Origin of the sequence: Olsenella sp. oral taxon 807, assembly GCF_001189515.2 — a bacterium.
Lineage (GTDB): Bacteria > Actinomycetota > Coriobacteriia > Coriobacteriales > Atopobiaceae > Olsenella_F.
This window is the reverse complement of record NZ_CP012069.2, coordinates 413,704-440,628: the sequence shown is the minus strand read 5'-3', so window position 1 is coordinate 440,628 and position 26,925 is coordinate 413,704. Positions and strand designations below refer to the sequence as shown.

At 60.9% G+C, this 26,925-nt stretch carries 18 protein-coding genes and 1 tRNA gene; 3 read left to right on the top strand and 16 right to left on the bottom strand.

From position 1 onward, the window contains the following. Window positions 1–472: 472 nt before the first annotated feature. The 7 genes from ADJ70_RS01905 to ADJ70_RS01875 form a co-directional block, all read right to left on the bottom strand. On the bottom strand, window positions 473–1,822 hold the full coding sequence (locus ADJ70_RS01905) for a VWA domain-containing protein (protein WP_050342998.1): 1,350 nt from the start codon (window positions 1,820–1,822) through the stop codon (window positions 473–475). Between the two features lie 242 nt (window positions 1,823–2,064). Then, window positions 2,065–4,905, bottom strand: a complete 2,841-nt coding sequence (locus ADJ70_RS01900; protein WP_050342996.1) for a vWA domain-containing protein — start codon at window positions 4,903–4,905, stop codon at window positions 2,065–2,067. A 248-nt stretch (window positions 4,906–5,153) separates the two neighbouring features. Beyond that, entirely contained in the window at window positions 5,154–5,519 is a 366-nt protein-coding gene (rplT, locus tag ADJ70_RS01895) for a 50S ribosomal protein L20 (RefSeq protein ID WP_050342995.1), read from the bottom strand. A 56-nt stretch (window positions 5,520–5,575) separates the two neighbouring features. Then, window positions 5,576–5,776 carry a 50S ribosomal protein L35 gene (gene rpmI, locus ADJ70_RS01890; RefSeq protein ID WP_050342992.1) on the bottom strand — a complete coding sequence of 67 codons (201 nt, stop codon included), beginning with the start codon at window positions 5,774–5,776 and terminating at the stop codon, window positions 5,576–5,578. 2 nt (window positions 5,777–5,778) lie between these two features. After that, window positions 5,779–6,348, bottom strand: coding sequence for a translation initiation factor IF-3 (gene infC, locus ADJ70_RS01885; protein ID WP_157051350.1), 570 nt, complete (start codon window positions 6,346–6,348; stop codon window positions 5,779–5,781). A 469-nt stretch (window positions 6,349–6,817) separates the two neighbouring features. After that, entirely contained in the window at window positions 6,818–8,356 is a 1,539-nt protein-coding gene (locus ADJ70_RS01880; RefSeq protein ID WP_050342990.1) for a glycosyltransferase family 39 protein, read from the bottom strand. 59 nt (window positions 8,357–8,415) lie between these two features. Beyond that, on the bottom strand, window positions 8,416–9,942 hold the full coding sequence (locus ADJ70_RS01875) for a glycosyltransferase family 39 protein (protein WP_050342987.1): 1,527 nt from the start codon (window positions 9,940–9,942) through the stop codon (window positions 8,416–8,418). A gap of 161 nt (window positions 9,943–10,103) precedes the next feature. On the opposite strand from ADJ70_RS01875, the gene ADJ70_RS01870 reads away from it, so the two are divergent. Continuing rightward, window positions 10,104–11,660 carry an NAD(P)/FAD-dependent oxidoreductase gene (locus tag ADJ70_RS01870; RefSeq protein WP_050342985.1) on the top strand — a complete coding sequence of 519 codons (1,557 nt, stop codon included), beginning with the start codon at window positions 10,104–10,106 and terminating at the stop codon, window positions 11,658–11,660. 293 nt (window positions 11,661–11,953) lie between these two features. Here the strand turns inward: ADJ70_RS01870 and ADJ70_RS01865 are convergent. The 6 genes from ADJ70_RS01865 to secD form a co-directional block, all read right to left on the bottom strand. Next, a tRNA-Leu gene (locus tag ADJ70_RS01865) sits at window positions 11,954–12,040 on the bottom strand. Window positions 12,041–12,361: 321 nt separating this feature from the next. Continuing rightward, a complete protein-coding gene (locus tag ADJ70_RS01860) occupies window positions 12,362–13,123 on the bottom strand; it encodes an MBL fold metallo-hydrolase (RefSeq protein WP_050342983.1) in 762 nt (253 codons plus the stop codon). A 12-nt stretch (window positions 13,124–13,135) separates the two neighbouring features. Beyond that, the gene (locus ADJ70_RS01855) at window positions 13,136–15,469 is read right to left on the bottom strand and encodes a bifunctional (p)ppGpp synthetase/guanosine-3',5'-bis(diphosphate) 3'-pyrophosphohydrolase (protein WP_050344691.1); all 2,334 of its coding nucleotides are present in this window, start codon (window positions 15,467–15,469) and stop codon (window positions 13,136–13,138) included. A 2-nt stretch (window positions 15,470–15,471) separates the two neighbouring features. Then, window positions 15,472–18,939 carry a single-stranded-DNA-specific exonuclease RecJ gene (recJ, locus tag ADJ70_RS01850; RefSeq protein ID WP_050342981.1) on the bottom strand — a complete coding sequence of 1,156 codons (3,468 nt, stop codon included), beginning with the start codon at window positions 18,937–18,939 and terminating at the stop codon, window positions 15,472–15,474. Then, the gene (gene secF, locus ADJ70_RS01845) at window positions 18,939–19,910 is read right to left on the bottom strand and encodes a protein translocase subunit SecF (RefSeq protein ID WP_050342979.1); all 972 of its coding nucleotides are present in this window, start codon (window positions 19,908–19,910) and stop codon (window positions 18,939–18,941) included. The genes recJ and secF overlap by 1 nt, the downstream gene beginning before the upstream one ends. Beyond that, the gene (gene secD / locus ADJ70_RS01840; RefSeq protein ID WP_083443738.1) at window positions 19,903–21,456 is read right to left on the bottom strand and encodes a protein translocase subunit SecD; all 1,554 of its coding nucleotides are present in this window, start codon (window positions 21,454–21,456) and stop codon (window positions 19,903–19,905) included. Before secD ends, secF begins: the two co-directional genes overlap by 8 nt. Window positions 21,457–21,840: 384 nt before the next feature. Between secD and ADJ70_RS01835 the strand changes: the two genes are divergently transcribed. After that, the gene (locus tag ADJ70_RS01835; protein WP_050342977.1) at window positions 21,841–22,314 is read left to right on the top strand and encodes a hypothetical protein; all 474 of its coding nucleotides are present in this window, start codon (window positions 21,841–21,843) and stop codon (window positions 22,312–22,314) included. Between the two features lie 103 nt (window positions 22,315–22,417). On the opposite strand, the gene tgt is transcribed toward ADJ70_RS01835, so the two are convergent. Both tgt and ADJ70_RS01825 read right to left on the bottom strand, forming a co-directional pair. Continuing rightward, window positions 22,418–23,560: a tRNA guanosine(34) transglycosylase Tgt gene (gene tgt, locus ADJ70_RS01830; RefSeq protein ID WP_050342976.1), complete on the bottom strand. Its 1,143-nt coding sequence runs from the start codon at window positions 23,558–23,560 to the stop codon at window positions 22,418–22,420. A 279-nt stretch (window positions 23,561–23,839) separates the two neighbouring features. Continuing rightward, entirely contained in the window at window positions 23,840–24,121 is a 282-nt protein-coding gene (locus ADJ70_RS01825; protein WP_050342974.1) for an HPr family phosphocarrier protein, read from the bottom strand. Window positions 24,122–24,364: 243 nt separating this feature from the next. On the opposite strand from ADJ70_RS01825, the gene ADJ70_RS01820 reads away from it, so the two are divergent. Beyond that, the gene (locus ADJ70_RS01820) at window positions 24,365–25,570 is read left to right on the top strand and encodes a hypothetical protein (RefSeq protein WP_050342972.1); all 1,206 of its coding nucleotides are present in this window, start codon (window positions 24,365–24,367) and stop codon (window positions 25,568–25,570) included. Window positions 25,571–25,718: 148 nt separating this feature from the next. Here ADJ70_RS01820 and queA read toward each other — a convergent pair whose 3' ends face one another. Next, complete coding sequence (queA, locus tag ADJ70_RS01815; protein ID WP_050342970.1) at window positions 25,719–26,882, bottom strand: tRNA preQ1(34) S-adenosylmethionine ribosyltransferase-isomerase QueA; 1,164 nt, start codon at window positions 26,880–26,882, stop codon at window positions 25,719–25,721. Window positions 26,883–26,925: the final 43 nt, after the last annotated feature.

The following is a 26,925-nucleotide window of genomic DNA, read 5'->3' as shown; positions in this document are numbered from 1 at the left end:
GCAAAATGCGGTTTTCCGTCACGTCGAGGTGGCGTCGCCGACGCAGAATGCGCTTTTACGTGAGGTGACGGTTGCAGAGTGCGCTTTTCCGTGAGGCCGCCCGACGTTTGCGCAGGTGAGGAAAAGCACATTCTACGGAAAAGCGCATTCTGCGCACGGACCCTCACGGAAAGGCGCACTCTGCGCGACTGCTCGCTTACAGAATGCGCCTTTTGGTGAGACCCACACGCAAAATGCGCTTTTCCGTGAGGCGGCGGGTGCAAAGTGCGGTTTTCCGTGAGGCCGTCTACGCAGAATGCGCCTTTTGGTAAGACGTAGGAAAAGGGAGCCGAGAAGGCGTCGCCTGATGTAAACGTACCGCGCCTGCAATAGACGCATCGCACACCAACCCCCACCCAGAAACCTGATCCACAGCGTGGGACAAGGTTCACCGCCCGAACTCGAGAAGTTCAACAGCAGGCCGGAGACTCACTCAACCATTGACGGCTTCCTCGTGTTCGTCCCTGCGACGAAGGAGAAGTCCTGATCCGATGCTCAGTATGCCGAGGGAAAACGGGAGGGCAGCAGGCATGGAGGAAGATGGGTCATCCATCTGAGGCAGGAGGCTCTTGTCTGAATTGCCACCCGTTGCCTTTTTGCGATCGGTAATGCCATCGGAGGCAGGGGTGGGGTCAGGATCCCGGTCAGCGTCATCACCTTGATTGCCAGCGCCGCTGTTGACAAACCTGTTGCGAACGCCCTCGCCCTCCGCATCGTTTGAGCCCGCAGCACCGTTGCCGCTCGAGTTCATCTGAGACAGTGTGCCTCTGCCTCTAGGCGCACCATTCCCGGCCCCAGATGTACCCTCTCCTGGACTTGCGGGGGCAGAGGAACCGTTTCCATCAGGTGTGGGGGCATCAGGCGTGGAAGCATCTGCTGAGCCGGAACCCTTGTCTGGTGTCGAGGGGGCCTTCAAGGCGTTATCGCCAGCATCTCCCCCGCTCCCCTTGCCCTGGTCGCCAGCACCACTGCCATTCTCAGGGGCATTGCCGCCCGTATTAACCGGACCCAAAGCGGCGATGAAGCCCGAATGGTCTCCTGTCAACTTGTCAAGGGCAGACTGATCAGGCAGACCTCCTTGGTGATTCGCAGAGGTCTCGGCAGAGGTTAGCGACTTTGTGGCACATTCCACAACGTGCCTTTCCAGTACATTCAAGTCCTTTTCCTCGAAGTAGCCCGCATTCTGGATGTGTTTCAGAGACTCAACGGCACTGGCAGTGCTCCCCGAGAGGCCAAGAGAGTACATGCGATACGTCGAGGTCATGGACTGGGCCTGTCGCTGGGCGGAGTCACCGGTGACAGACGCGCCATTCGATATGGTCACGATGCTCTTGACGTATACGTCGGATGGGACGCTCTCGAGACGCCTTGCCGTGGCATCGACGCTCTGAAGGCCTGCACCTGCGTTCACGCCAGCGTTCCCACCACTACTCATCCGCGTGTCGACGAAAGACTTCACGTCATCAAACTTACCTGTGAAAGGAAGGACAGCATTTGAGCGACCACAGCAAACGATCGCGACCCTTGCCTTCGCATCGGACTCGAGAATCCCCTTGCCAATCCTCTTCGCGGCCTCCTTGAGGCTCTCCCTCGAGCGTGGTGCCATGCTCGCAGAGTCATCCAACAGGAGCACGACGACGTTGTGCGCGCCGGGCTGAGCCTTTGTGTCACGTCCCTGGGCACATGCCTGTGAGGGAAGTGCGGCACCGCACGTCAAAGCGAGCACGATGGACACCGAGAGAGCGCCAAACATCTTGCGAAGAGCAAAGAGCTTACCTTTCACTGAGATCCTCCGTTATCGACCGATATCAACCACGCGACTGACTATATTAACTGAATAGAAGCTTAGTCATTAGGACTCAGCAATAAGCACGAGAGAAACACAAAGTCCAAGCCTCCCTCTGGCCTCTCCCCTATCTTGCCACGAACAGAGCGGCCCGCGTCCCTTGAGCAAAAGGCTTTCGGGGCGCGGGCACATGGTACGTCAGTGAGGACAGCGAACCTCAAGTTGTAAGCGAGAGGGGATTAGCCATCGACCCCACCCGAGTCGGCATCGCCACGCCTGCGCCTGAGCACGATGCCGAGCACGGTGGCAAGAGCACCAAGGACAGCGAGCGGAAGGACCATGAAGAGCGGCGAAGAGTCACCCGTCTTCGGCAGGTCGCCACCACCCCTCTCAGGCTGGACGTCCGACACCCTCGCGGATCCCGCGTTGCCATTAAACGTGGATGACACCTTTGATCCTTGGTCTGTGGGTCCCGGAGTCCCGTCATCACCCTTGTTCTGCTTATTATCATCCTTACCCTGCTTGGCACCCTGTGCGCTGCTACCGATGGCCTTCTCGAAGATACCGTCGCCGTCCTCGTCGATCGAGGCAGTGATGTCGGTGCCGTCTGAGCTAATCTGGACCTCGGTGGCGTCCCCGTCAAGCGCGATGCTCTTCGTCACGTCATCGCCGCTAGCCTCAGCCGTAGCTCCTTTGAGGGAGTCCGCCTTGATGACATAACCGCCCTCGGTCTTTCGCAGTTCGACGTCGCCACCGTCGGTGCCCGTGACGCCAAACGTGTAAAGGTCTCCCGTCGCGCTGTCTAGCGTGGAGGTGAGCTTGTACGAGCCCGTGTTGTGCGCAAGCTTGACAGTCCCGCCACGCTCGAAGGAGGCGGACTCGGCGCCAGCGGACTGCACCAAGAGGAACGCGTCGGGATACTTGAGCGAGTAATCATACGCATCCGGGGAACTGACGCTGTAGTCTTCCTTGTTGTCGGGAAGGACTATGTTCAGAGGCGATCCCGAATCCACCCCATCACGATCCCAGAATCTCATCAGGTCACTCTTACCCTCTGCAACCTCAGATATGTCCCAAGTTCCATCTTCACTTTCACTTTGTGTATGAGCGCCATCTTTGCGTTGTATGCGAGCTTTGCGACGAGCCGTCTCTTCCTTGGTGGATAGAACAGCTTCCCTGTTGTCTGCTGATGTTTTAAGATCCTTCCCGTTTATAAGGGACAGATCGTTCATAGCTTGAATAAGCTCGACATTCTGTGTAAAAGGATTATCTTTATCATAGAATTTTTCATAGTCAGGCAATGCAAATTCTCCTGTATTTGTATCTATATATAAATAGTACAAATAACGACCTTTTTTTCCTGGATCTGCATTATCATAATAGCGTATGCGTCCATCATAGCTCTTAGTCCCGGCAAAAGGTCCGAATTTATTTATCAGGGAATAACCTCCGGATTTCGACTCAAATTTGTCAGCAACGACAGTATGTGTATGACTATCCCACTGAAAAGTCAAGATAACTGGACTGCCTCCATGTGCAACAGCCTTAACCCGCTCCACCAGTTTATGCATCCTTTCAATAGGTTTAGTAGACTTTTCCTTTTTTGTCCCAGAATAACTGTAACAGAAATTAACCATATCAATTATACTTGAGTCAAGATACTGTGTAAGGTGGTAGTAATTGATATATGATTGAACCTCTTCTGAGGGGTTCATATCGTACAGGCATTTGGCCCCTTCTTGCCTCTGCAGTGGGCTAGCAACACCCATTTTATTGAGGACGGTGCTAACGGCAAAGCCGTAGCAGCTACCACTCGATTCCTGATCTATTTTGTTTTCAATACGAGCCCTTTCAGATGGTGTTTTTGCAATTTCTTCCTTCTTACCTTCTCTTTTTAACTCATCTATCATTTTTTGCGACAATTTATCTGATAATCCATTTAGGAGAACTTCTTTATCCACCTTAGTTAAGTAGCATTTACCTCCAAAGATATCCTTTTTATTTGTAAAGCTCCAGATATCTTTGTTAAAGTCAAGCTGATTATCTTTTCCATTCTGGGTGTCTAAAGTGATTTTATCCGACTGCGTGAGACCAACGATGTTAACTCCGCTTGCCGTCACTGAATACACCAATGCACCAGATGCAGTGTCAGAGGCCTTAACTTTCCACTCCAATTCCTTAGTCTGCCCAGCAACAAGCTTATCCCAAGTTTTCTCAAGCTTACCCCCCTGCAAAGTGAGTCCTTCGGGTAACTTAAGATTGACTTTTAAATTTCTTATCATCTTTTGACTATTAGAATTCTTGATCTCAGCTCTTATGGTGAAGAGACGCTTATCAGTAGGCTCACCTTTAGCATCTTTTTTCGTATAATCGTGCGAAAGACTTATCTCAACAGGATTCAGTAGCTCATCGGCGATCTCAATGAACTTCTTGATCAGGGCGTCCAGGTCGTTTGCCTCAAAGTAGCCTGAATTCTGAATACTCTTCAGGAACTCGATGGCTTCGGCATTGTCCCCACCCTTAAAGAAACCGAGCGAGTACATGTTGTAGTCCGGAAACATGGACTGGGCTAACCGTGTAGCGGAGCTACCATCGTGCGGAATTCCATCCGACATGGTTATGATACTCTTGACGTACTTATCCGATGCAGTATCGCTAACACTAAATGATTGGGCCAGAGCTTTAGCCTCACTGAGACCAGGGGCGACATATGTTCCGTTACGAAGGCCATGCATCTGCTCCTCAACAAAAACATCAATGCTTATTCTGTTATTTGTAAACGGAAGAACCTTGGTTGAGTTCGAGAAGGAGACTATCGCTATCTTTGCACCCGTGTCTGCCTCGAGTATTTTCTCGCTGAACTTCTTCGCTGCTTCCCTAAGCTTATCAATCGGTTTTCCCCACATACTCCCAGAGTCATCTAGGACGAGCACGACGGCGTTGTGTACAGTTGGCCGAGTCTCAATCTCTGCCTCCTCAGCACGAGCTTGAGAGGGAAAAGCGATGCCACACGCCAAGAGAAGCGCGAGGAACACCGACAACGTAGCGAAGGCCTTGCGAATGACACGTTTGCGTCTCATATGAACCGTCCTTTCCCAACTCTATCCGCCGACTGGAAAACCACCTAGCTATAATTATACTTACTGAATTCTTATTTGGATCTACAAAAAACTTATTAACAGCTTTGAAATAAAGTCATGATGCACGCGTCGTCCGACGCGAGGGTAGCCCCATGTCCCGCCATACAAAAAGCCCCCGTGACACACTCGTGTCACGGGGGCTTCACCACGGACGCCTAGGGCGCCCACATAATCGCAGGGCGAGCTGCTTACTCGGCCTCGTCGAGGGCCTTCTTGGCCACCGTAGCGAGATCGGCGAACGCGGCGTCGTCCTCATAGGCGATCTGGGCGAGGACCTTGCGGTCGAGCTCGACGCCCGCAAGCTTCAGGCCATGCATGAACCTGCTGTACGAGAGCTCGTTCATGCGGGCGGCAGCGTTGATACGCTGGATCCACAGGGCGCGGATGTCGCGCTTCTTGTTGCGACGGTCACGGTAGGCATACTGCCCAGAGTGCTGGACCTGCTCCTTCATGCCACGGAAGGTGCGGGAGCGGGCGCCATAATACCCCTTGGAGCGCTCGACTAGGGTCTGGCGCTTCTTGCGACCGGCAACTGCGCGCTTGACACGTGCCATATCTCATCAACTCCTTGGTGTTTCTCAAAAGAGCGTGCGCATGCGCAGCTCGTGCTCTAGTGCTTGCTTCCTATACGCTGCGAGACAACCTTGGCGTCTCCTGGGGTGAGCTCGGCTTCCTTACGAAAGTCCCGAATGCGCTTCTGGGATTTCTTGGTAAGGATGTGGCTCTTGAACGCCTTCGCGCGCATGATCTTGCCTGTGCCGGTCCGACGGAAGCGCTTTGCCGAACCTTTGTGCGTCTTCATCTTGGGCATGCTTAGCTCTCCTTCTCGCTCTCGGTGTCGCCCTTGGGCCCCTTCTCGCTAAAGGCTCCCTTGATGGGGGCGACGAGCATGTGCATATTGCGACCCTCCATCTTAGGCTGCTGCTCGACCGTCGCATAGGGCGCGAGGTCCTCGGCCAACCTATCGAGCACCATCCTGCCCTGCTCGGGATGGGCCATCTCGCGACCGCGAAACATGATGGTGATCTTGACCCGCGCGCCCCTCTTGAGGAAGCGCATGACATGGTTCTTCTTCGTGGTGTAGTCACCCACATCGATCTTGGGACGAAACTTCATCTCCTTGACTTCGACCCTGATCTGCTTCTTGCGGGCGGCCTTGGCCTTACGGTCCTGCTCGTACCTGTACTTGCGGTAATCCATCACCTTGCAGACGGGTGGATCCGCGTTGGGGGCGATCTCCACGAGGTCGAGGCCCTGATCACTCGCGACACGCAATGCGTCGCTTAGGCCAAAGAGACCCAGCTGAGAGCCATCGACACCAATGAGGCGGCACGTGCGTGCAGTAATCTCGCGGTTGATGCGAGGTCCATCGTTCTTGGCTATCTTCTACACCTTCCCTTCCTCGCGACGTTCCCGTCGCATTTGCGTGCTGACGCGCGCCGGATCCCTTGCATAAAAAAGCTCCCGACGCAGATAGCGTCTAGGAGACAAGATCCACCGAGGCAGAAGGGAACTCTATTGTCTGACCAGACGGCTACCGTGCGGCGCCATGTAGGTGGGGGCCCAACACCGACCCCGCTTTCCAAATGCGTTCTTATCTTAGACATGCGAGAGCGGCCACGCAAGGGCAAAGTCTGCCCTTGCCTGCCTCCTGTCCAGAAATACGCAAAGCGACCACGACTTGATAGACGCGCCCTTGATCTGAGGTCTGCGGGTGCGGCGCGGGAGGCCAAGGGTACGGCGCAGGGGGGCCTTGAGGAAGCTGATGAATGCTGTCAGCTATCCTGTCTACGGCGCAGGGAGCCGCAGGGACGCTGCGGGCGCGGCGCAGGGTGAGGACAAAAGCTCAAAGCTACACCCCAAGCAGGCCGTACGCACCCGCACTCACCCAGAAGACCACCTGCAGCACCAGTGAGGTCCCAAGCAGTGACCAAACTGCCTTTCTCCCGCCGTCCTTCCTGTCGAGCTGCGCCACGAAGTAGGCTGCAGGAAGCGCCACAGGCACAATGTAGCGAAAGTTAGACGAGCACGAGAAAGGCTCGCTCAGCGATAAGTAGACAAGTCCCAGCACGTAGCTAAAAAACACGACGCCCATGAAGATTGTGCCCGCCTTGACGCCAAACGTTTTCGATCGTAGGTTGATCGTGGCGCGCAAGATGCCCACGAACACGGCGATGGTAAGGAGCGCGCCTATGAGCAGAAGCACCATGCCCACGCAAACAAGGTGGGGCTCATCCGGCGCGAACTCATCGAACGTCGCGCCCTTGAGCGCAATAAGGGGAATGCTGTACTCACTCATCAGGTGCAGGAAGGGGTCAAAGCCCCCACTCCACCAAGGTAGCAGCCTTTGGGTCAAGCTATAGGCCGAGCGGTTCATGGGACTTGCAGGGTCCACCTTCTGGAGGTAGCCAAAGGGCATGCCAAAGCGCAGGTAGGCGTAGACGTGCCACCAGCCCCCGAGCACCGCAGCGGGGACAAGCGCGGCCACGACCTGGTCGATGGCGCCATGGATGTCGATGCGATACGAACCGCGCGCACTCACGAGTCGCAGGATCAGGGAAGTCAAGGCGGGCAGAAGCAGCAGGGCGGCCGTCGTCTTGGTCATGAGCGCGAGGCCGAGGCAGACGCCGGCACGAAGCGCCCGCGCGAGAGTCGGGTCCTCGTACCAGCGCATGAGCAGGAGGAGGGTCATGAGCGAGAGCAGCGTGAGGAGGCCGTCGTAGGACACGTTGCCGGAGAGCGGCACGAAGAAGGGCACGAGCGCCCAGGCGCAGAAGCCCAGCGCCAGGGCGCGGCCCTCGAGGCGGGCCTGCCTCAGCACGAGGTAGCCGACATAGGTCGCACCGACCGAGTAGGCCAGCGAGAGCCACTGCAGGCTCTCCGCCGCCTGCGCGTCCGCGAGACCGAAGGCGCGCCCCGCGCAGACCCAGGCGGCCCCGAGGTAGTAGGAGAGCGGCGGGTTGTAGAAGGACCAGAGCGAGGTGGGGTCCACGTCGAGCAGGCGCAGACCGTTGTCGGCGAGCCGGAAGATGTATACCACGTGCCCGGCCGTCGCGTCGAGGCCCCAGCTGTCGTGCTGCAGAAACGTGTACTTGGTCATGATGACATAGTAGATGCGCAAGAGCACCGTGATCACAAAGACAACCGCGCAGACCACGGAGTACCCGCCCGTCCCCGCCCAGAGCCTGCGAGCGTACAGGATGAGCATCACGAGCAGGTACAACAGGAAAAGAACTCCGACGACCGTGACAACCAGCTGCGTGGTGCCCATACCCTCGTACGCGGCCAAGGAAACAAGCGGCAGGGTCAGCGCAAGCAGGCCTGCCGCGCACGCGAGGCCAACGCCATGTGCCTCTCGCCATACAAGCTCAGGCCGCAAGAAACCACCCATCAGAAGTCACCTCGTTGATCAGTTACGATACGCCATTGCGAAGAAATCATGCACCCATGCTAGCCGAAGGTCAAGCCCATACCCGCCCAAAAGGCCACCTGCGCCACCGCGTAGGCGGCAAGACAGACCCAGCAGGCGCGCCCTGCCAGCCTACGGTGGCCAAGGCGCGAGAGGAAGAAGGCGCCGGCAAGTGCCACAGGCACGATGTAGCGGAAGTTGGACGAGCACGAGAAGGGTTGACTGAACGAAAGCTGCAGTATACCGATCGCGTAAGCGACCAGCACCGAGGCCATGAGGGCAATGGGCAGAGCCTGCTCATGACTGTGACTTCTCAGGTCAGACAAGCAAAACACAAGACCGCAGACCGCGCCGAGCACAAGCGCGGCGCCTAACGCGTCGAGCACAATACCGATGGCAAAGAGCGGACCTTTTGGGACGACCTTCCCCACGAGGTCAAAGGTGGCCGTCTTGAGCAGGATCACGGGAATGCTGTAGTCACCGGCGACGTCCACGTAGTAGAAGGGGGCGAAGTCGCCCTCCCATGAGGGCAGCAGCCTCTGGGCCAAGCTATAGGCCGAGCAGTTCATGGGGTCTGTCGGGTCCACCTTCTGGAAGTAGCCGAAGGGCATGCCAAAGCGCAGGTAGGCGTAGACGTGCCACCAGCCCCCGAGCACTGCGGCGGGGACAAGCACGGCTGCGATTTGCAGCACGAGGCGTGCCGCAGAAGGCCTGCCCTCACGGTGTACAAGGCGAAGGATAAAGGTGACCAGGGCGGGCAGAAGCAGCAGGGCGGCCGTCGTCTTGGTCATGAGCGCGAGGCCGAGGCAGACGCCGGCACGAAGCGCCCGCGCGAGAGTCGGGTCCTCGTACCAGCGCATGAGCAGGAGGAGGGTCGCGAGCGAGAGCAGCGTGAGGAGGCCGTCGTAGGACACGTTGCCGGAGAGCGGCACGAAGAAGGGCACGAGCGCCCAGGCGCAGAAGCCCAGCGCCAGGGCGCGACCCTCGAGGCGGGCCTGCCTCAGCACGAGGTAGCCGACATAGGTCGCACCGACCGAGTAGGCCAGCGAGAGCCACTGCAGGCTCTCCGCCGCCTGCGCGTCCGCGAGGCCGAAGGCGCGCCCCGCGCAGACCCAGGCGGCCCCGAGGTAGTAGGAGAGCGGCGGGTTGTAGAAGGACCAGAGCGAGGTGGGGTCCACGTCGAGCAGGCGCAGGCCGTTGTCGGCGAGCCGGAAGATGTAGGCCACGTGCCCGGCCGTCGCGTCGAAGGTCCAGGTATCGTGCTGCATATAGGTATAGGGAGTGGCCACGACGAAGTACAGGCGCAAGAGCACGGTGACACAAAATGCGATGGCGCAGATCCTCGAGTACCTGCCCGCAGCTGCCCAGAGACGATCCGGGACGCAGATCGCGACGACGAGCGCGAGCGAGCAGACGCTCGCAGGCACAAGATCGGCCACCCCACGCGCCCAGCTCAGGCACAAAAGCCCCCCAAGCGCAAGCACGACGATGCCGACCTGCGCCCACGCGAGCAGGCCGGACCCGCCCGCAGGCCATGTTGGTCGCGCGTGCCTGGCCTTAGCCGTCATGAGTCCTCCCACAAAGGGAGTGACAGGCCAGGCGCTCCCGGCAACAACGTCTATGGCGGATTCGAGCTTTTTGCAAAAAACCCCTGTCTTGAACTTCTCCTATCCTAAGGCATAGTAACCTTAAGTGATAGCCATTACAAGTACCGTCAGTTGGAGCACTCTTGAAGAGAGTCATCGTCATCGGGGCCGGTCCTGCGGGCATCACCGCAGCGCATGAGCTTCTGAGCCGCGCGCCCGAAGAGTTTGAGGTTACCGTCCTTGAGGAGACCCAGGCAATCGGTGGCATATCGCGCACCGTCGAGCACGACGGCAACCGCATGGACATTGGCGGGCACCGCTTCTTTTCCAAGGAGGAGCGCGTCAATGCCTGGTGGGCCAAGCTCATGCCCATGCAGGGTTCCCTCGCCTTCGACGACAGGGTCCTCGGTCGTGTGTGCCCGCTTGCCGATGGGGGGCCAGATCCCGAGAAGGTCGATCGTGTGATGCTCTCTCGCCATCGCGTGTCTCGCATCTACTACGACCACAAGTTCTTTGACTATCCCGTGAGCCTGAGCGCCCGGACGCTCAGGAACATGGGACCTGTGACCACATTGCACGTCGGCTTCAACTACCTTGGGGCGCGAGTCAGAAGACTTCCCGAGGACAATTTAGAGAACTTCTACATAAACCGCTTTGGTCGCGCGCTCTATTCGATGTTCTTCGAGGGCTACACCGAGAAGCTCTGGGGCCGCCACCCACGTGACATCAGCGCCGACTGGGGCTCACAGCGCGTGAAGGGCCTCTCGATAGCCGCCGTCCTCAAGGACGCCATCGCCAAGGCGACCGGAAAAAAGCAGGAGCAGGGGGGCGAGACCTCGCTTATCGAGCGCTTCTCCTACCCCAAGTACGGTCCCGGGCAGCTCTGGGAGGAGGCCGCCCGCAAGGTTCGCGCCATGGGCGGCACCATCATCATGGGCGCTCGTGTGACGGGCCTCTCCACCGACGATGAGGGCAGAATCACGGCCGTGAGTTGCCAAGACGGTAGCACCTACAAGGCCGACGCCGTTATGAGCACGATGCCCCTCAAAGACCTCGCGGACGCCTTCGACACCATCCCCACAGACGTTCATGCGATTGCCGCAGGCCTCCCCTACCGCGACTTCGTGACCGTGGGACTTCTCGTGGACAGGCTCGAGCTCAAGAACGAGACGGACATTCGCACCCTCGGCAACATTGTGCCCGACAACTGGATTTACGTCCAGGATGCCAGCGTGAAGCTCGGGCGCATCCAGATCTTCAACAACTGGTCGCCCTACATGGTCAGACGGCCCACGGAGACTATCTGGATCGGGCTTGAGTACTTCTGCGACGAGGGTGACGACTTTTGGAACATGCGCGACGAGGATCGCGTGCGCTTCGCGTCTGCCGAGCTCGTGCGCATGGGCGTGCTCTCTCCCCAGTCCAAGCCCTTGGACAGCCACGTCGAGCACGTAAAGAAGGCCTACCCCGCCTACTTTGACAGCTACGGGCAGATCGACGAGCTCATTGCCTGGCTGGACACGCACCCCAACCTCTTCTGCCTGGGGCGTAACGGCCAGCACCGCTACAACAACATGGACCACTCGATGATGACCGCGTTCTATGCGGTGGATGACCTGCTTGGTGGCACGACAGATCGCAGCAACGTATGGAACGTCAACACCGAGACGGACTACCACGAGGACAAGAGCGCAAGCTAGCACACGCGAGGCCTAACCTTGGGGCTCTTGGGGCCTAGCCTTTGGGGCTTATGGCATGCCGTGACGTTGGGGGCAGTGACCTTCGAGGGCGGCTAGGCATGGTGCGTCGAGGGTGCGCGGGCATGAAGGCGCCGAAGGGCGGTCTGGCGTGGGTCATAGGCATGGCGGACGGTGATCGCCCGGGCGCGGGTCATAGGTATGACAGGTCGAGGATGCACGGACGCCGGCCGCCTCCCAAGACCTAAGAAAACGGCCGCATCAGAGTCCTCTCTGATGCGGCCCTTCAATCGCAATGGTGCCCGGAGTGGGGATCGAACCCACATGCCATCGCTGGCAACGGGTTTTGAGTCCGTCGCGTCTGCCAGTTCCGCCATCCGGGCGCAGCACGGCATTGACTATAGCAAATCTGGGCAGCGAGTGTTGCCCTCATCACGACCTTCACGGTCGTTGCGAAGTGGTCGTTGCGAAGTGAGTGATTCACTCACAACGTCGTTGCGGGATTATGAAGTGAGTGATTCACTCACTTCGATTTCTCTTTCAGTAAGTCTCTGACCTGCGTATCTCTCGATTCGCCGTTCCGAGGGGTACCCGTTTTCGCCTCAAAAATCACTCACTTCGTGATTATGAAGTGAGTGATTCACTCACAACGTCGTTGCGAAGTGAGTGATTCACTCACTTCGCACGTTGAGGCCCTACTGGACCTACTGAAAGTAGGGGTTCGACGCCAGCTCGTCCTCCATCGTCGTGATCTCCCCGTGGCCGCAAAAGAGGGTGGTATGGGGGTCTATCTCGCGCTTGACGCGAGCGAGAGAGGCTCTCATGTCCTCAGGACTGCCACCTGCAAGATCGGTGCGTCCACAGGAGCCCTGAAACACCGTGTCTCCCACAAAGCAGACGCCCTCCGCGCTCCCCTCCCCCACCAAGCAGATGCTCCCCGGTGTGTGACCCGGCGTCTCGATGACGCGAAAGCCGGCGCCTCCCACCTTGATGACGTCGCCTTCCGTGTAGGTCAGATCGGGATCGGGGGCGTTGTCATCGTAGGCATAACCCAGCTCGCAGGGCTCGCCGGCGTGCTTGGCCAGCTCGACGTCGGCCGGATGAATCACGTAGCTCCCGCCGACGGCCTCCTTGAGCGCCTTCACGCCGCCCACGTGGTCACCGTGCCCATGCGTCGCCGCGATGTACTTGACCCTCACGCCGTCAGGGAGGTGCTCGGCTATCTTTGCGCCAGAGTTCCCCGGATCGACGACCATGCACTCGTCCTCAGAGATGTAGACGTAGCAGTTGGTCTCGATGGGACCGACGACAAACATCGCAACCTGGTCGCGCCCGTCGCCCTGCCCGTGACACCCGTCGTGGGCCTCACCCTCGTGATGGTCGCACCCACAGTCGCAGCCCTCGTGACCCTCGTGTTCATCGTGGTCCTCATAGCCCTCATGGGCCCTCTCGCTTGTCTCAGCCATGCCAGTTCCTCCTCAGTTAGTTTTTGCGCCCTCCCCGGCCATGATGCGCCTACAGTCGAAGACCGATGGGACATTGCTCACCAGGGCAAGCAAGGGGTCCAAAAGCGAGGCGTCAGAGATCGCTATCAGGTAGCGCATGCGCGCCACGTCTCCCTTCACAATCCCGCTCATCGTTGAGAGGATGTTTCCCCCCGCCCTGCGAATGGCGCCACCCACCTCCTCGATGAGACCCATTCGGTCGCAGGCCTCCACCACGATCTCGACATGGAACTCCGTTGCCCCCGTCGTGTCCCACTCGACGTCAATCATGCGCTCGGGATGCTCCATCAGGCGCTGAACGTTGGGACAGTTGTTGCGGTGCACCGAAACGCCTCGCCCGCGCGTGATGAAGCCCACGATGTCATCGCCCATAACGGGATTGCAGCAGCGCGCCAGGTGGGCGAGGAGATCGGGGTCCCCCTTGACCACGACGCCACAGGAACTGCGACGTCTGCCCTTGTCCGAGCTGACATATGCCGCAGGCGTCATGAGGGGCTTGTCCTCGGCGATGGCCTGCTTCTTGGCGTTTCTCAGCCGCGCTCGGCGCTCGCGCTCTTCCTGCCGCTCGGAAGAGTTCGCCTCGAGCACGGCGACGACACGATGTGTCGTCTGCCGGCACGAGACCTTGCCCGTGCCGATTGCCGCGAACAGGTCATCCGCCCGTCGGTAGTCGAGTTGGACGGCAACTTGCTCGAGCGCGTCCTGGGTGCGCGCCGTCGAGATGCCATAACCCTTCTTACGAAGCTCGCGCGCAAGCTCGCTGCGTCCCCGCTCGGCGTCATCGGTCTTGGAGAGGGTGGTGAAGTACTTGCGTATCTTTGCCTTGGATGACTGCGTCGTGACGATATTCAGCCAGTCCCGACTGGGCTTGCCTTGCTTGTTGGTCAGCACCTTGATGCGGTCACCGATTTTAAGGTGATATGAGAAGGGTACGACCTTACCGTTGACCAAGGCGCCCACGCAGTGGTTGCCCACCTCAGTGTGCACGGCATAGGCGAAGTCGAGGGGCGTGGAGCCGCGCCTCAGGCTCATGACCTCCCCCTTGGGCGTGAAGACGAAGATCTCGTCCTCGAAGAGATCCGTGCGCAGATCCTGGAGAAACTTACGTGCCTCCCCCATGTCCTCGTCAGCGATCCAGTCCAGGCTCCTACGTATCTGGTTTATCCGCGAGTCGATGCTCTTGTCATCGTCACTCATCTTCCCATCCGAATTTCCGGACCTCTTGTAGAGCCAATGGGCGGCTATGCCGTACTCGGCCGTGTCGTGCATCTTGTAGGTACGGATCTGTATCTCGATGGGATGGGCCCCCAAGCCTATGACCGTCGTGTGCAAGGACTGGTAGCCGTTAGCCTTTGGCGTCGCGATGTAGTCCTTGAAGCAAATGGTCAGCGGGTGCCATAGGGAGTGGGCGGCACCGAGGACGGAGTAGCAGCTCCTTTCCGAGTCGGTAAGCACGCGCAGTGCGATGAGGTCGTAGATATCGGAGAACTCCTTGCCCTTGTGCGTCATCTTCTGGTAGATGGACCACAGATGCTTGGGGCGCCCAGTGATCTGGTAGCCCGTAAGACCCACGTCCCGAAGCGTGCTGTCGAGGATCTTGATGGCCTCGGAGGTTTCCTGCTCGCGCTGGGCACGGGAGTCCTGCACCATGCGAGCGATGCGCTCGTATTCCTCGGGATCAAGATAGAAGAAGGCGAGGTCCTCGAGCTCCCACTTGATGGAGCTCATACCAAGCCTGTCGGCCAGCGGGGCATAGATGTCCATCGTCTCGTGTGCCTTGAAGATGCGACGATCGGACTTGAGGGCGGCCAGGGTCCTCATGTTGTGCAGGCGATCCGCAAGTTTGATGATTATGACGCGTATGTCCTTTGACATGGCAAGAAACATCTTGCGCAGGTTGAGCGCCTGCTTCTCGTCTATGGATGTGACTTCGATGGAGGTGAGCTTTGTCACGCCGTCCACCAGCTCGGCCACCGCAGTGCCAAAGCGATCCCTGAGGTCTCGCAGGGTGGCACTCGTGTCCTCCACCGTGTCATGCAGTAGGGCGGCGCAGATGGGGTCCTCGTCCATCCTGAGGTCCTTGGCCAAGATGAGAGCGACCTCGACGGGGTGATTGATGTAGGGCTCGCCCGATCGTCGTCGCTGGTTCTTGTGATACTCAGAAGCAAACTCGTAGGCCGAGACGAGTTTGCCCATGGCCCTGTTGTCAAAGTACTCGGCGCAGATGCTCTTCAGCACGCGCCAGTTATCGGCCTGGGGTATCTGCCCTTGTGCACCCGTCGGACGCGCGTCTTGCGCCTCGCTCATGCTCATGTGAGTCCCCCGTTTCTATCCACGACCGTTCCGAAGTCAGGCACCATCGGACGATTGATGCGCTCGAGAAGTTCCTCCTGACTACTAGAGAGTACCCAATCTCTAAATGTCCTGAAGTCATCAACCTGACTTAATCCGGCAAGATAGCGACTTGAGCGCTCGAGCGAGCTGTGCTGCGGTCTCACGGCCATCGTGATGCGCCTGCTCAGCCCGTACCCATCCACCTGAATGAAGCCAAGTTCGCTAAAGGTCGCGATGGCCGAGGCCACCTCACGCTCATCGAAATCCCAAGGACTTCCGGCTGCGTGTGCCCTCGCAACGATGTCGCTGTCGTCGGCGACGGTCTGGCCAGCGTCGCCGCAGAGGTCTCGGATCGAGACGTAGAGCTGTGCCATGATCTCGCGCTGGGGCGCGGCACTGGCGAGCACGCGCTCGTTTATGTGGGCGTCACGCGATCCAAAGAGCAGCCACACGGCGGCGTCCTCGCCGTCCCTGCCTGCCCGCCCACTCATCTGGTTGAACTCCACCGCATCGAAGGGCATGTGATAGAGCACGACGTTGCGAACGTCGGGGAGGTTCACCCCCTCGCCAAAGGCGCTCGTGGAGACTATGGTCGTGAGCAGGCCCTCCCTGAAGGCGTCCTCGACGCGCCCGCGCAACTCTCGAGGCATGCCTGCGTTGTAGAAGGAGATCCTGTGGCCAAGGTCCGGAACGCCCTTCCTGAGCATGCGCGCAAGCCCCAGGCTGCGCTCGCGGCTGTTGACGTAGATGACGGTCTTCTCGCCCGTGGCGACGATGCTCACGAGGGCGACGCTGCGATCGCGAGACTCGCGAAGGTCGATGAGGTGAAGGTTCTCACGCACCGACGCGTCCACGATGACATCGTCCTCGTCTATGGAGAGCAGCGTTGCTATCTGACGAGCCGCAGCGGAGTCGGCCGTGGCCGTGACCGCCAGAGCGGTGGGGTTACCCAACGCGTCGAGTACGCGCGGGAGCCCCGCGTAGGCATCCCGCGCCCGGGCAGAGGTCACGTCACCGTGATGGGCCTCGTCGATGACCACGAAGCCGATGCGTCCAGAGACGGCAAAGCGATCGACGTGAATGGCAAGAAACTCAGGCGTCGTCAGAAGCACGCTCACCTTTCCGCTCGCGAGGGCAGAGAACGCCTCCTCGCGCCCCTCGTGAGGCGTCTCGCCCGTGAGCACGCGAACGTCAAGCCCAAGCTCCCCCAAGACGGCCCCCAAGTGAAAGGCCTGGTCGGCCACGAGAGCCCTAAGCGGGTATACGAAGACGCTCGCCCTGCCGTGTGCGATGGCCTCGCGGGCCGCATGGATGTGAAAGATGAGTGACTTGCCCCTACCCGTGGCCATGACACAGAGACAGGAGCGCCCACACGCCAGGCGAGCGAGCGTCTCGCTCTGGGCGGGCAGGAGCGCCGAGGAGCCGATCATGCGACGGCGGAGCTCATCGGTAAGCTGCTCGTAGGAAAGCCCAGAGGGCGTGTTTGCGCGCCTGTCCACCGCAGGCGGCAAAGACCCTGGTAAGGCAGTGGCTGCGTGCTGTGGGCCCGAGGCGTTCGCGCACAGGGCAGCATCACGCAAGGAGGTGGATGACCCGTCGGCCACGAGGGTCGCGCCGCAGGCGAGCGCAACAGGCCCACAGCCAAGCACGTCGGCGGAGGCGGCAAGATATTCCTGAGCGCGTGCGAAGATCTGCTCGGTCAAGCTCGAGACGGCAGCCTCCACCGGGGCCTCCTCGCGGTAGATGATGTCCTTGACCATGAGCTTTGGCTTGATGCGCCCCTGCCAGGACTCGTTGACCGGCTCGAAGACGAGGTCGACGACCTCGTCGCAGGCCGCTGCGCGGTCTATCTGGGGAACCCTAAACATGATGGCGGCAACCGAGCCCTGGCCATCTGTGGCGACGAAGCGCAGGTGATTGCCGGCAACCCCCACCTTGCCGCGATTCTTCATGCTCACGCCGCACGCGGCAAAGAGCGGCTTCTTGTTGGCCTGGCCAAAGGGTTGGAGCGCATCGAGCGCATCGAGGTTATCGACCGTCATCTCCGAGAGAGAGACCAGGGCATCGACCTCTCCCCTGCTCTCGAACTGCTCCTGGGGCAGCTCGTCCATGACCTCAGAGAGTCGCTCGCGAAGCGCGTCCAGCTTGTCTGCCTCGCAGGTCACGCCCACGGCGCCTGAGTGGCCGCCAAAGCGCACCAGGAGGTCCGAGCAGCTCTCGACCGCCTTGAAGAGGTCCACCGTGCCCACCGAGCGCCCAGACCCACGGGCGATGCCGTCCTCGGCTATCGAGAAGAGAAGCGAGGGTACGTGGTAGCGACTGGTGACGCGACTCGCGACGATGCCCTTGACGCCCTCATGCCAGCCCTTTCCGGCGACGACGATAACTCGCTCCCCATGATAGTCCGACTCCACCTGCGCTAGGGCCTCTGCCGCAAGGCTCGACTCCGTCTCGCGACGGCTCGTGTTGATCTCCTCGAGCCGCAGCGCGAGCGTCCGGGCCTCAAGTGGGTCATCCGCCATCAAAAGGTCAAAGGCCACCTTCGTCTGGCCCATGCGGCCAGCGGCGTTCAGGCGCGGTATGAGCGAGAATGGCAGCGAGTCAGAGCTGATCCGCGAGAGGTCCGTGCGGGCCGTCGCCGCGAGCTCGACGATGCCAGGCCGATCCGTGGTACGCATGCGGCTGATGCCGTCGGCGACGAGGGCGCGGTTCTCTCCCTTGAGGAGCATCATGTCGGAGATGGTGCCCAAGGTGGCGATCTCGGTGTAGCGCCTCCAGAGCTCCGGTTGACCCAGCCTGCGCCCCAGAACCTGGAGGAGCTTGAGGGCAACGCCCGCACCCGCGAGTTCGCGAGAGGGGCAGTCAGACTCGAGCTTGGGGTCGGTGACGGCAACGCCCTCGGGCACAAGTTCGGCAGGCTCGTGGTGGTCGGTCACCACGACGTCGATTCCTTGGGACAGCAGCCAGTCCACCTCGACTCTGGCCGAGATGCCGTTGTCGACGGTCACGATGAGATCGGGACGGTCGCCTGACAGCATCCTCTCGAGCGAGGTGCGGGAGAGCCCGTAACCCTCCTTGAAGCGATCGGGTATGAAGGGAAGGACGTGTCCTCCCAGCCTCCTCGCGCCAAGGGTCAGAAGGCAGGTCGCACTCATGCCATCCACGTCGAAGTCACCAAAGACCGCGATGGTCTCGCCGCCCTCTATGGCCGCCTGGACCCTGTCGGCCACCTCGCTCATGCCGGGGATGAGGAGGGGGTCGAGCCAGTCGCGCTCTATCGAGGGCGACAGGAAGAGTCGTGCCTCCTCGACGTCACGTATGCCACGCGAGACGAGGGTTCGCGCCACGATGGGCACGACGCCGCAGGCCTCGACGATGGCCCGCTCCGAGCTGGGATCGCCCCCAAGGAGCTCCCAACGCCTGCTGTCGAGGAGCCCCGCCACTAGCTAGGCTCCCCGAGGCCCCGCTCGTCCTGGACGCTCTTGACGCTCCGCCCACCGTATTTGTCCTCACGCTTGGCCCACTTGGGCTCTCGCGTTTTCCAGATGGCCAGAAGCGGGCTGGCAACGGCAAAGCTCGAGTAGGTGCCCAAAAGCTCTCCGATGAGCATGGCGAACGCGAAGTCCTTGAGGGTCGCCCCGCCCAGGGTGAGCATGGCGATGACAGGAACGGCCGAGGTGAGCGTCGTGTTGATCGTGCGCACGAAGACCTCGTTGATCGAGAAGTTCGCGATTTGGTAGTAGGTGCGATGCTTGCCATCCCTGAGTTGCTTGGCGTTCTCGTTCATGCGGTTGAACTCGACCACGGTGTCGTAGAGCGAGTAGCCCATGATCGTGAGCAGCGCCGCGACGACGTTGGGGGTGACGGGCGTCTGCGTCCACGCATAGACGCCCATCGTGATGAGGAGGTCGTGGAGCAAGGCCACGATGGCGGTGATCGACATCTTCCACTCGTATCTGAGGGACACATAGGCGATGATCAGCAGGATTGCCACACCAAAGGCCATGGCCGACGAGCGCGTGACGTCGGCGCCCCAGTCGGGACCGATCGTGGTCACCGTGTAGTTCTCTGACGTGAGTCCCAAAGACGCAGCCGCCGTCTCGGCATGCTCGTTGGCCGTGTTCGGATCGGTGGTATCAGAGCGCACCAAGAAGCCGGCAACGCCCTCGACAAGCGAGGTCTGGATGGTCGGATCGGCCTCGCCGGCAGAGACGAGGGCGGACCTCATCTGCTCGATCGTAACGGAGCCCGTACCGTGGAAGTCTATCTCGGTACCACCTTTGAACTCGATGCCAAAGGTCAGGCCACGGACCGCGAACCCGACGATGGCAAGCACCACGAGCAGGGCCGAGAGACCCAAGAACTGCCTGCGGTGGGCCATGAAGGGAATCTCCTTCGAGAAGTGACTACGCACGTGACTCACCCCCCTTCCCAGCACCCCTGCCGCCTGTGGCAGCGGTCTCCTCTTGCAGGCGGGCCGCCTCATCGAGATCCTGCTTGACGCCCCAGAACCTAGGGGCCCGCTCTATGGGTCCGAGTGCGAGCAGGCGCAGGGCGGGCGCCTTGAAGCAGAACATGGTGATAACGTCGCAGACGATGCCGAGGGCGAGCGTGAGTCCAAAGCCCTTGACCGATCCCACCGCGACGAAGAAGAGGGCGAGCGCCGTGACCATCGTGACGGCATCGGCGTCGAGCGAGGTCATGATGCCGTGCTTGGCGCCGGAGACCGACGCCTGTCTGATGGAGCGACCCATGCGGATCTCCTCGCGAAAGCGCTCCAACACCAAGATCGAGGAGTCGGCGGCAGAGCCCGTGGTAAGCACCACGCCGGCAAGACCCGGCAACGTGAGCGCGAAGGCGCCAAAGTGCGAGAGAAGTGCCAAGAGTCCCAGGTAGAGGATGGCGAAGGCAGCAAGCGACCCGAGGGTGAGAAGCCCAAGGCCATGGTAGAAGAAGAATAGGTAGGCAACCACGATCACGATGCCGACGCCGATGGCAACGACGCCCTGGGCGAGGGAGTCCTGCCCGAGGGTCGGGCCGACGACCCGACTCTCGGAGTAGGTGAGCGTGACGGGAAGCGAGCCCGAGTCAAGCACCGTCTTGAGCTCTTTGGCCTTGTCGATGCTGAAGTTGCCCGTGATGGAGACCTGCCCTCCCGTGATCTCGTTTTGGACCCTGGGCGCGGAGTAGATGACGCCGTCGAGCACGATGGCGATCTGACCACCCGTGGGGGCAAGCTCTTTGGTGATCTCCGCGAACACCCTGCTGCCCTCGGGGTTGAGGGTGAGGTTGACCGCATAGCCCCCGGTCGCGCTCGTGGTGTTCTGCCCCACTGCCACGGTCGAGATCACGGAGCCGTCCATGAAGGCAGTGTAGGTACCGTCCTTGAGCTTGACGTTGCTCGTGCCGGCCGAGAGCTTCATGAGCGCGTCGGCATCGCCTATCTGGTCGAGGCGGACGAACTCGAGGTGGCCGGTCTGGCCTAAGGTCGAGATGACCGCATCGGCATCAGTGGCACCCGGTATCTGGATCAAGATGGAGTTCGTGCCCTGCTGCTGCACAGACGTCTCGGAGGCGCCGAGGGCGTTAACGCGGCTCTGCACGATGGTGGTGGCTGTGGCCATGTCGCTCGCGCTTGGCGTCGAGCCGTCGGAGGTGGACGCCCGCATGATCACAGAAACGCCGCCCCTGATATCGAGGCCCTGGGTGATCCTCTCGCTCACGGGCGTGAAGCCGATAACGGAGACCACCAGGACCACCAAGAGGACGACGAGGGTCGACAGGTAGCGACGAGCCTTGGGACTCATCTTGCCCCGGGCGCGCGAACCCTTTTCCGCCCGCCGTCTTCCCTCACCCCTCAGCTTTCTTGAGGCTTTGTCGCCTCCAGAGGTACCTGCTTCGGACTCCTTCCACCGGTCCACGCCAAGCTTGGAGCCCGAGCGCTTGCTGTCTCGTGCCATGTGACTCTCCCGTTATGGGGACGTGCGTCCCCCTCGTGACTGAACTTATCTATGATAGCGCAGTCATGGAGGGACTGCGGCAAGGACACAGAGACCATAGGGCAGCGGAGTCGGGCGGGTCGCGGGCAGGGTAGCGGGCGGCGGGTCACGGGCGTTTGAGACGGAACCACCCAGATGGTTTAGTCTGGAGGGACCGAGGATGCTGTATTTTGACGTTCGACACTTCTGCCTTGCGTCGGACAATGACATTGTGGACGTGCTCTCGCTGGGAGAGCCACGTGTTGATCTGAAGCGCCCTCCCATCCCCCAGGACGAAGGGGGCCTTCTCCCGCGTCGTCCTCCAGATCTATGGGCGCTTCACAGGAAGGGAAGGGGTGACCTGTCATGCCCGACGCCTATGATCGCTCCCGCGAGCGATGGGAACCGTGGCAGCCCGAGGGTATGGAGATGCCCGTCCCAGAGGACCCCTACGAGCTGTGGAGCATCGCGTGGGGAGGGGATGAGTTTAGGGTTGTCTTTGACGGTACGAACGTCAGGGTTGTGGTGGTCTTCGACATCGACGTGGTGTTGTCGGTCAGGTGGGCCGAAGAGAGCGACAGACACAACTCCCTGCACTACTGGGTTCGCTCCCTGGAGGCACTCGGCGACGACGTCGAAATGCCTGCGGGGGACCTCCTGTTCGAGGTACACGACTCGGAGTTTCAGGAATGGATTCACCGCGAGAGTGCCTACGGATACGAGGTGGGCACGGTGCGCCACTTCTGCCTCATGGGCTACAACGACTTCGTAGACGTGCTCGCCTTTGCCGAACCGAACGTCGAGCTACAGTATGTCTCGGCCCCCAAGCAGGAAGGATAGGAAAATCCGAGGGCTGTCTGGGGGCACGGGGCACTCTGAGGGTGCAGGGCGCCCCATCCCGCCGCCTGTGCGGGCGACGCCTGTGCGCGGGCGTCGCCAGGCGTTACCAGTCCTTGTCGGCGGCGGGAAGTGCATCCCAGCGCCTCACGAAGGAAGCGTAGCTGCCGTCGATGATGGACTCGCGGGCGCGCTCCATGAGGTGGAGCAAAAAGCGCAGGTTGTGCAGGCTGAGCAGGATGGCGCCCACCATCTCGCCCTGCTTGACGAGGTGGTGGAGGTAGGCGCGGGTGTAGCCGCCCGCGCAGGCCGGGCAGTCGCAGCCCTCGTCCAGGATGGCAGCATCATGCGTGAAGCGGGCATGGCGGAGCTTGAGCCGTCCCTCCCTTGAGAAGGCGCACCCCATGCGCGCCGTGCGCGTGGGCAGCACACAGTCGAACATGTCGATGCCGCACTCGACACCATGCACGAGCGTCGTGGGGTTACCCACACCCATGAGGTAGCGGGGTTTCTCGCGCGGCATGTGCTCGCTTGCAAGGGGCGCGAGGGTCTCGAACATGGTACTGTGGTCCTCCCCCACCGAGTAGCCGCCGATGCCGTAGCCGGGAAAGCCCCCGCAGGCCTCGAGGCGAGAAAGGCTCCTCAGGCGCAGGTCCATGTGCACGCCACCCTGGACGATGCCAAAGAGGGCCTGATCCTCTCTGGTGTGCGCGGCACGGCAGCGCTCGGCCCACAGGCCCGAGAGCTCGACGGCGCGCTCGACGAAGCGCCTCTCGGCCGGGTAGGGAGGGCACTGGTCGAGCTGCATCACGATGTCGGCACCCAACTGCTGCGCTATGCGCATGTTGTCCGCAGGTGACCAGTGGACGTAGGAGCCGTCGTAGTCCACGGTGCGGAAGGTCACACCCTCATCCGCGAGCCGCACGAACTCTCCATGGCTAAAGATCTGAAAGCCACCCGAGTCTGTGAGGATGGGTCCGTCCCAGCGCATGAACGTATGAAGGCCGCCCATGTCCTCGATGAGGTCGGCACCGGGACGCTGCGAGAGGTGGTAGGTATTGGCAAGCAGGATCCTCGTGCCGATGGCCTTGAGCTGGTCGGGCAGGATGCCCTTCACCGTGGCCTTCGTCCCCACTGGCATGAAGATAGGGGTGGGGACGTCACCATGCGGCGTGTGGAACACGCCTGCGCGGGCGTGGGTCACGGGATCCTCCGCGATGATGTCAAAGCTGAACTGTCGCTCGCTCACGGCCTGTGTCCTTTCTGTCCTCGCGCCTCCCCCTAGCCCCCCTAGCGTTGTCGCTTAGTGCCCCAGAATCTGCGGGGTACCGAGTCGGGGACGTTTGCCCAGTTGAGTCAAAAAACAAGGTACCCCAGAATCTGAGGGGCACTATCACTCAGGGAAGTTTGGCTCCTGTGGCACACCGGACCCACGAAGAAGGGGCCACACCAGAACCGCAGCTGATGTGGCCCCTCACGAAGACCTATGGCCACGCCTTGAGCCGCAGCTCAGGCGAGGACGAACCTACTACTCGGAGAACAGGGACTCGTCGCCATCCTTGATGGTGACAAGCGCGTTCAGCGCGTCCTGCTCATCGGCGCCGTCGCAGGCGATCTCAACCTTGGAGCCGGTGCCCAGGCCAGCGGCCAGAATCATCATGATGGACTTGGCGTTGATGGGGGAAGAACCCTTCTCGACGTCCTTAATGGTGACGGCGCACTGAAATCCCTTGGCGACCTGAACGAACTGGGAAGCCGGACGAGCATGGAGACCGGTGGAGCTAACGATAGTGACCTGCTTAGAAACCATGGGAATTCTCCTTTGTCCTGTCGGGCCCCTCGCGGATGAGCGAGCCCCCCTAGCCAGCAGATGAATGAAGAGTACACCAAATAACGGCATATAGTCCATCCGAAAAGGCCATATTCGGCCAAAGTGACATTCGGGCGGCTCTGCGGATGGTCACACGATCGAAACATAGTTGCTTGATGATAGGATAGTTCTGGTGTCTTTCTCTGGATTCTGGCGACATCAGCACGCACGAAAGGGGTACCCATGGCCGACGAGCCAAAAATCAATCCGCAGAACGGCCAGAAAGTTGACGGGCCACAAGAAAAGAACCCATCCCCCATGGCTGCGGCGGTAGGTTCTCTGAAGGGTGGCGTCGATGCGATCAGGCGCGTCCGAGAGGCTTCCCGTCAGCATGCAAGCGTCAAGGGGCAGGTACGTGAACTGAGCCAGAGACTCGAGCAGGACCGCGCGGAGCTCAGCCACCGCGAGGACATAGAGAGACACTACGGCAGCATCGTGAGCGAGCAAAAGGCCGAGAGCTCTGACGCGAACAGGTCACTGAACGACGCGAACGTCCGGCTCAAGCGCATCGGACAGGACTGCTCAAAGCTCGAGTCCGAGCTCAGCGCCATGCGGGCCGAGCACGAGGAAAGCCTCAGGCCCTATCGCGAGCTCATGGAGTCCACCAAGGGGCGCTCGGACGATGCCGCCCGCTCGCTCTCCGATGCCAAGCGCGCGGTCAAGACGGCCGACCAGCAGGTCGCCGATGCCGCCAAGAGGCGCGAGCAGCGCATAGCGGCGGCCAACAAGGCCGTCGACAACGCGCAGGACAGGATACGTCGAGTCGAGTCGGAACTCGCCAACCTGAAGGCAGATCCCGACACGTCCGCCTCGGCCCTCTCGAAGATGCAGAGCGAGCTCACCGCCGAGCAGACGCACCTCAGCACGGCCCGCAGCGAGGTGACGCGCGTCACGGACGAATGCCAACGGCTGGTGGACAACGCCCAAACCCACCTCTGGACGCAGAAGCAGTCACTGGAGGTCATCGAGCGACAGGCAAACGAGGCAAAGCGAGAGGCCACAGGGCGTCGCGAAGAGTACGAGTCTCTCTATAATGCCGCCATGGATCAGGAGAAGGCGCTCTCCGATAGGATCGCGGCAAAGAAGGACGAGCAGGCACAGGCCGAGAAGGACGCCCAAGCCGCCCAGAAGCGCATAGCCGTGGCGCAAGATGTCCTCGACGAGGCCAACGACATCCACAACACGCCCGAGAGGACGATCGCGCTCAGGCAGTCGATCAGGGAGGGCGAGCAACAGCTCGAGCAGCTCAAGGGTAACGAGGGTCAGCTCGCCGAGAGCGAGAAGTCGCTCAGGGCCAAGACGCGTGGCCAGCGCTACCTCGTGTTCGGGGTCGTCGCACTGCTCATCGCCATCGTCGCCGTGGTGGTCTGGCTGCTGACACACCGTTAGAGGTGTTGGCGGCTGGGATGACACGTCGAGGGCGGCCCGCAGGGCACTACGCTCAGGACGGGCGGCGGCTGGGGTGCCACGCTACGAGTGACTCACGGCCGGTGGCACGCTGAAGGCGACCGGTGATCCCTCGAGCGACCCGATGCCCCTACACGATGAGCATCGCGTCGCCAAAGCTCAGGAAGTGGTAGCGCTCGTCGACGGCAGCCCGGTAGGCGGCCATGATCTGCTCTCTTGTGGCAAGGGCCGAGACGAGCATCATAAGCGTCGAGCGCGGCACGTGGAAGTTCGTGACGAGGGCGTCCACCACGTGGAAGGTCGAGCCCGGCATCAGGTAGAGGTCCGTAGTCGCGTCGAGACACGCTACGATGTCGCCTGTGCCGGTGAACGCCGCAGATCCAGCTGCCCTCTCGAAGCCACGCGCCGTGACGGGAGGGGTCGACACAGGCAGACTCGGGTCAAAGGCGCTCTCGAGCGAGCGGACCGAAGTCGTACCAACGGCAATGACGCGATGTCCTGCCGCCTTGGCGGCGTGCACGGCATCGACGACGTCCTGCCCCACGCGGTAGCGCTCCGTATGCATCACGTGCTCGGTGGGATCGTCCTCCTCCACCAGACGGAAGGTGTCGAGTCCCACCTCGAGCTCGACGGTCCCGAACAGGACGCCCTTCTGCCGGATAGTCTTGATGAGCGTGGGCGTGAAGTGCAGCCCTGCCGTCGGGGCCGCAGCCGAGTGCTCCTCCCGCATGGCGTAGACGGTTTGGTAGTTCTCGGGATCGCCCTCGTACTGCGTGATGTAGGGCGGAAGCGGCACGAGTCCGGTTTGGTGGATGGCCTCGTCGAGCGAGAGTGCGCCTCGCGTCTCGAAGCGCACGAGACGCCCCCCGCGACTGCCCTCCAGATAGTCGATGATCCTACCTTCGAGCAGCGGCTCTGCGGTCACAGGCGCATGAGCTCCGCCTTGGCGATACTCGATGACAGCCCCCTGCCTGAGACGCTTGCCCGGCTTTACGAGACACTCCCAGACATGACCCTCAGGATCGAGGTCCTCTCGACGCCTCAAAAGAAGCGTCTGCGCGACGCCGCCCGTCCCTCGCTTGCGGCCCAGAAGGCGTCCCGGCAGCACGCGAGTCTCGTTTGCGACGAGAAGGTCACCTGGCTCCAGGTAGTCGATGAGGTCCGTGAAGCGGCGATGCTCAACCTTGCCACTCTCGCGATGGAGAACGAGCAGACGGCAGGAGTCACGCGGCTCCGCCGGCCTTTGGGCAATGAGCTCGTCGGGAAGCGGGTAATCAAAGTCGTCGGTGCGCATGCGGCCCCCTGTCGTATCGGCGTCAGCGTCAGCGGCTGCCCAT

What these genes read in the sequence shown, in the direction of transcription:
- queA (WP_050342970.1), bottom strand. Translation starts at nt 26,882, where the DNA reads ATGCGCACCGACGACTTTGATTACCCGCTTCCCGACGAGCTCATTGCC.
- ADJ70_RS01860 (WP_050342983.1), bottom strand. Translation starts at nt 13,123, where the DNA reads ATGGCTGAGACAAGCGAGAGGGCCCATGAGGGCTATGAGGACCACGAT.
- rplT (WP_050342995.1), bottom strand. Translation starts at nt 5,519, where the DNA reads ATGGCACGTGTCAAGCGCGCAGTTGCCGGTCGCAAGAAGCGCCAGACC.
- ADJ70_RS01825 (WP_050342974.1), bottom strand. Translation starts at nt 24,121, where the DNA reads ATGGTTTCTAAGCAGGTCACTATCGTTAGCTCCACCGGTCTCCATGCT.
- ADJ70_RS01855 (WP_050344691.1), bottom strand. Translation starts at nt 15,469, where the DNA reads ATGAGCGAGGCGCAAGACGCGCGTCCGACGGGTGCACAAGGGCAGATA.
- ADJ70_RS01820 (WP_050342972.1), top strand. Translation starts at nt 24,365, where the DNA reads ATGGCCGACGAGCCAAAAATCAATCCGCAGAACGGCCAGAAAGTTGAC.
- ADJ70_RS01875 (WP_050342987.1), bottom strand. Translation starts at nt 9,942, where the DNA reads ATGACGGCTAAGGCCAGGCACGCGCGACCAACATGGCCTGCGGGCGGG.
- secD (WP_083443738.1), bottom strand. Translation starts at nt 21,456, where the DNA reads ATGGCACGAGACAGCAAGCGCTCGGGCTCCAAGCTTGGCGTGGACCGG.
- ADJ70_RS01900 (WP_050342996.1), bottom strand. Translation starts at nt 4,905, where the DNA reads ATGAGACGCAAACGTGTCATTCGCAAGGCCTTCGCTACGTTGTCGGTG.
- ADJ70_RS01880 (WP_050342990.1), bottom strand. Translation starts at nt 8,356, where the DNA reads ATGGGTGGTTTCTTGCGGCCTGAGCTTGTATGGCGAGAGGCACATGGC.
- ADJ70_RS01835 (WP_050342977.1), top strand. Translation starts at nt 21,841, where the DNA reads ATGCCCGACGCCTATGATCGCTCCCGCGAGCGATGGGAACCGTGGCAG.
- rpmI (WP_050342992.1), bottom strand. Translation starts at nt 5,776, where the DNA reads ATGCCCAAGATGAAGACGCACAAAGGTTCGGCAAAGCGCTTCCGTCGG.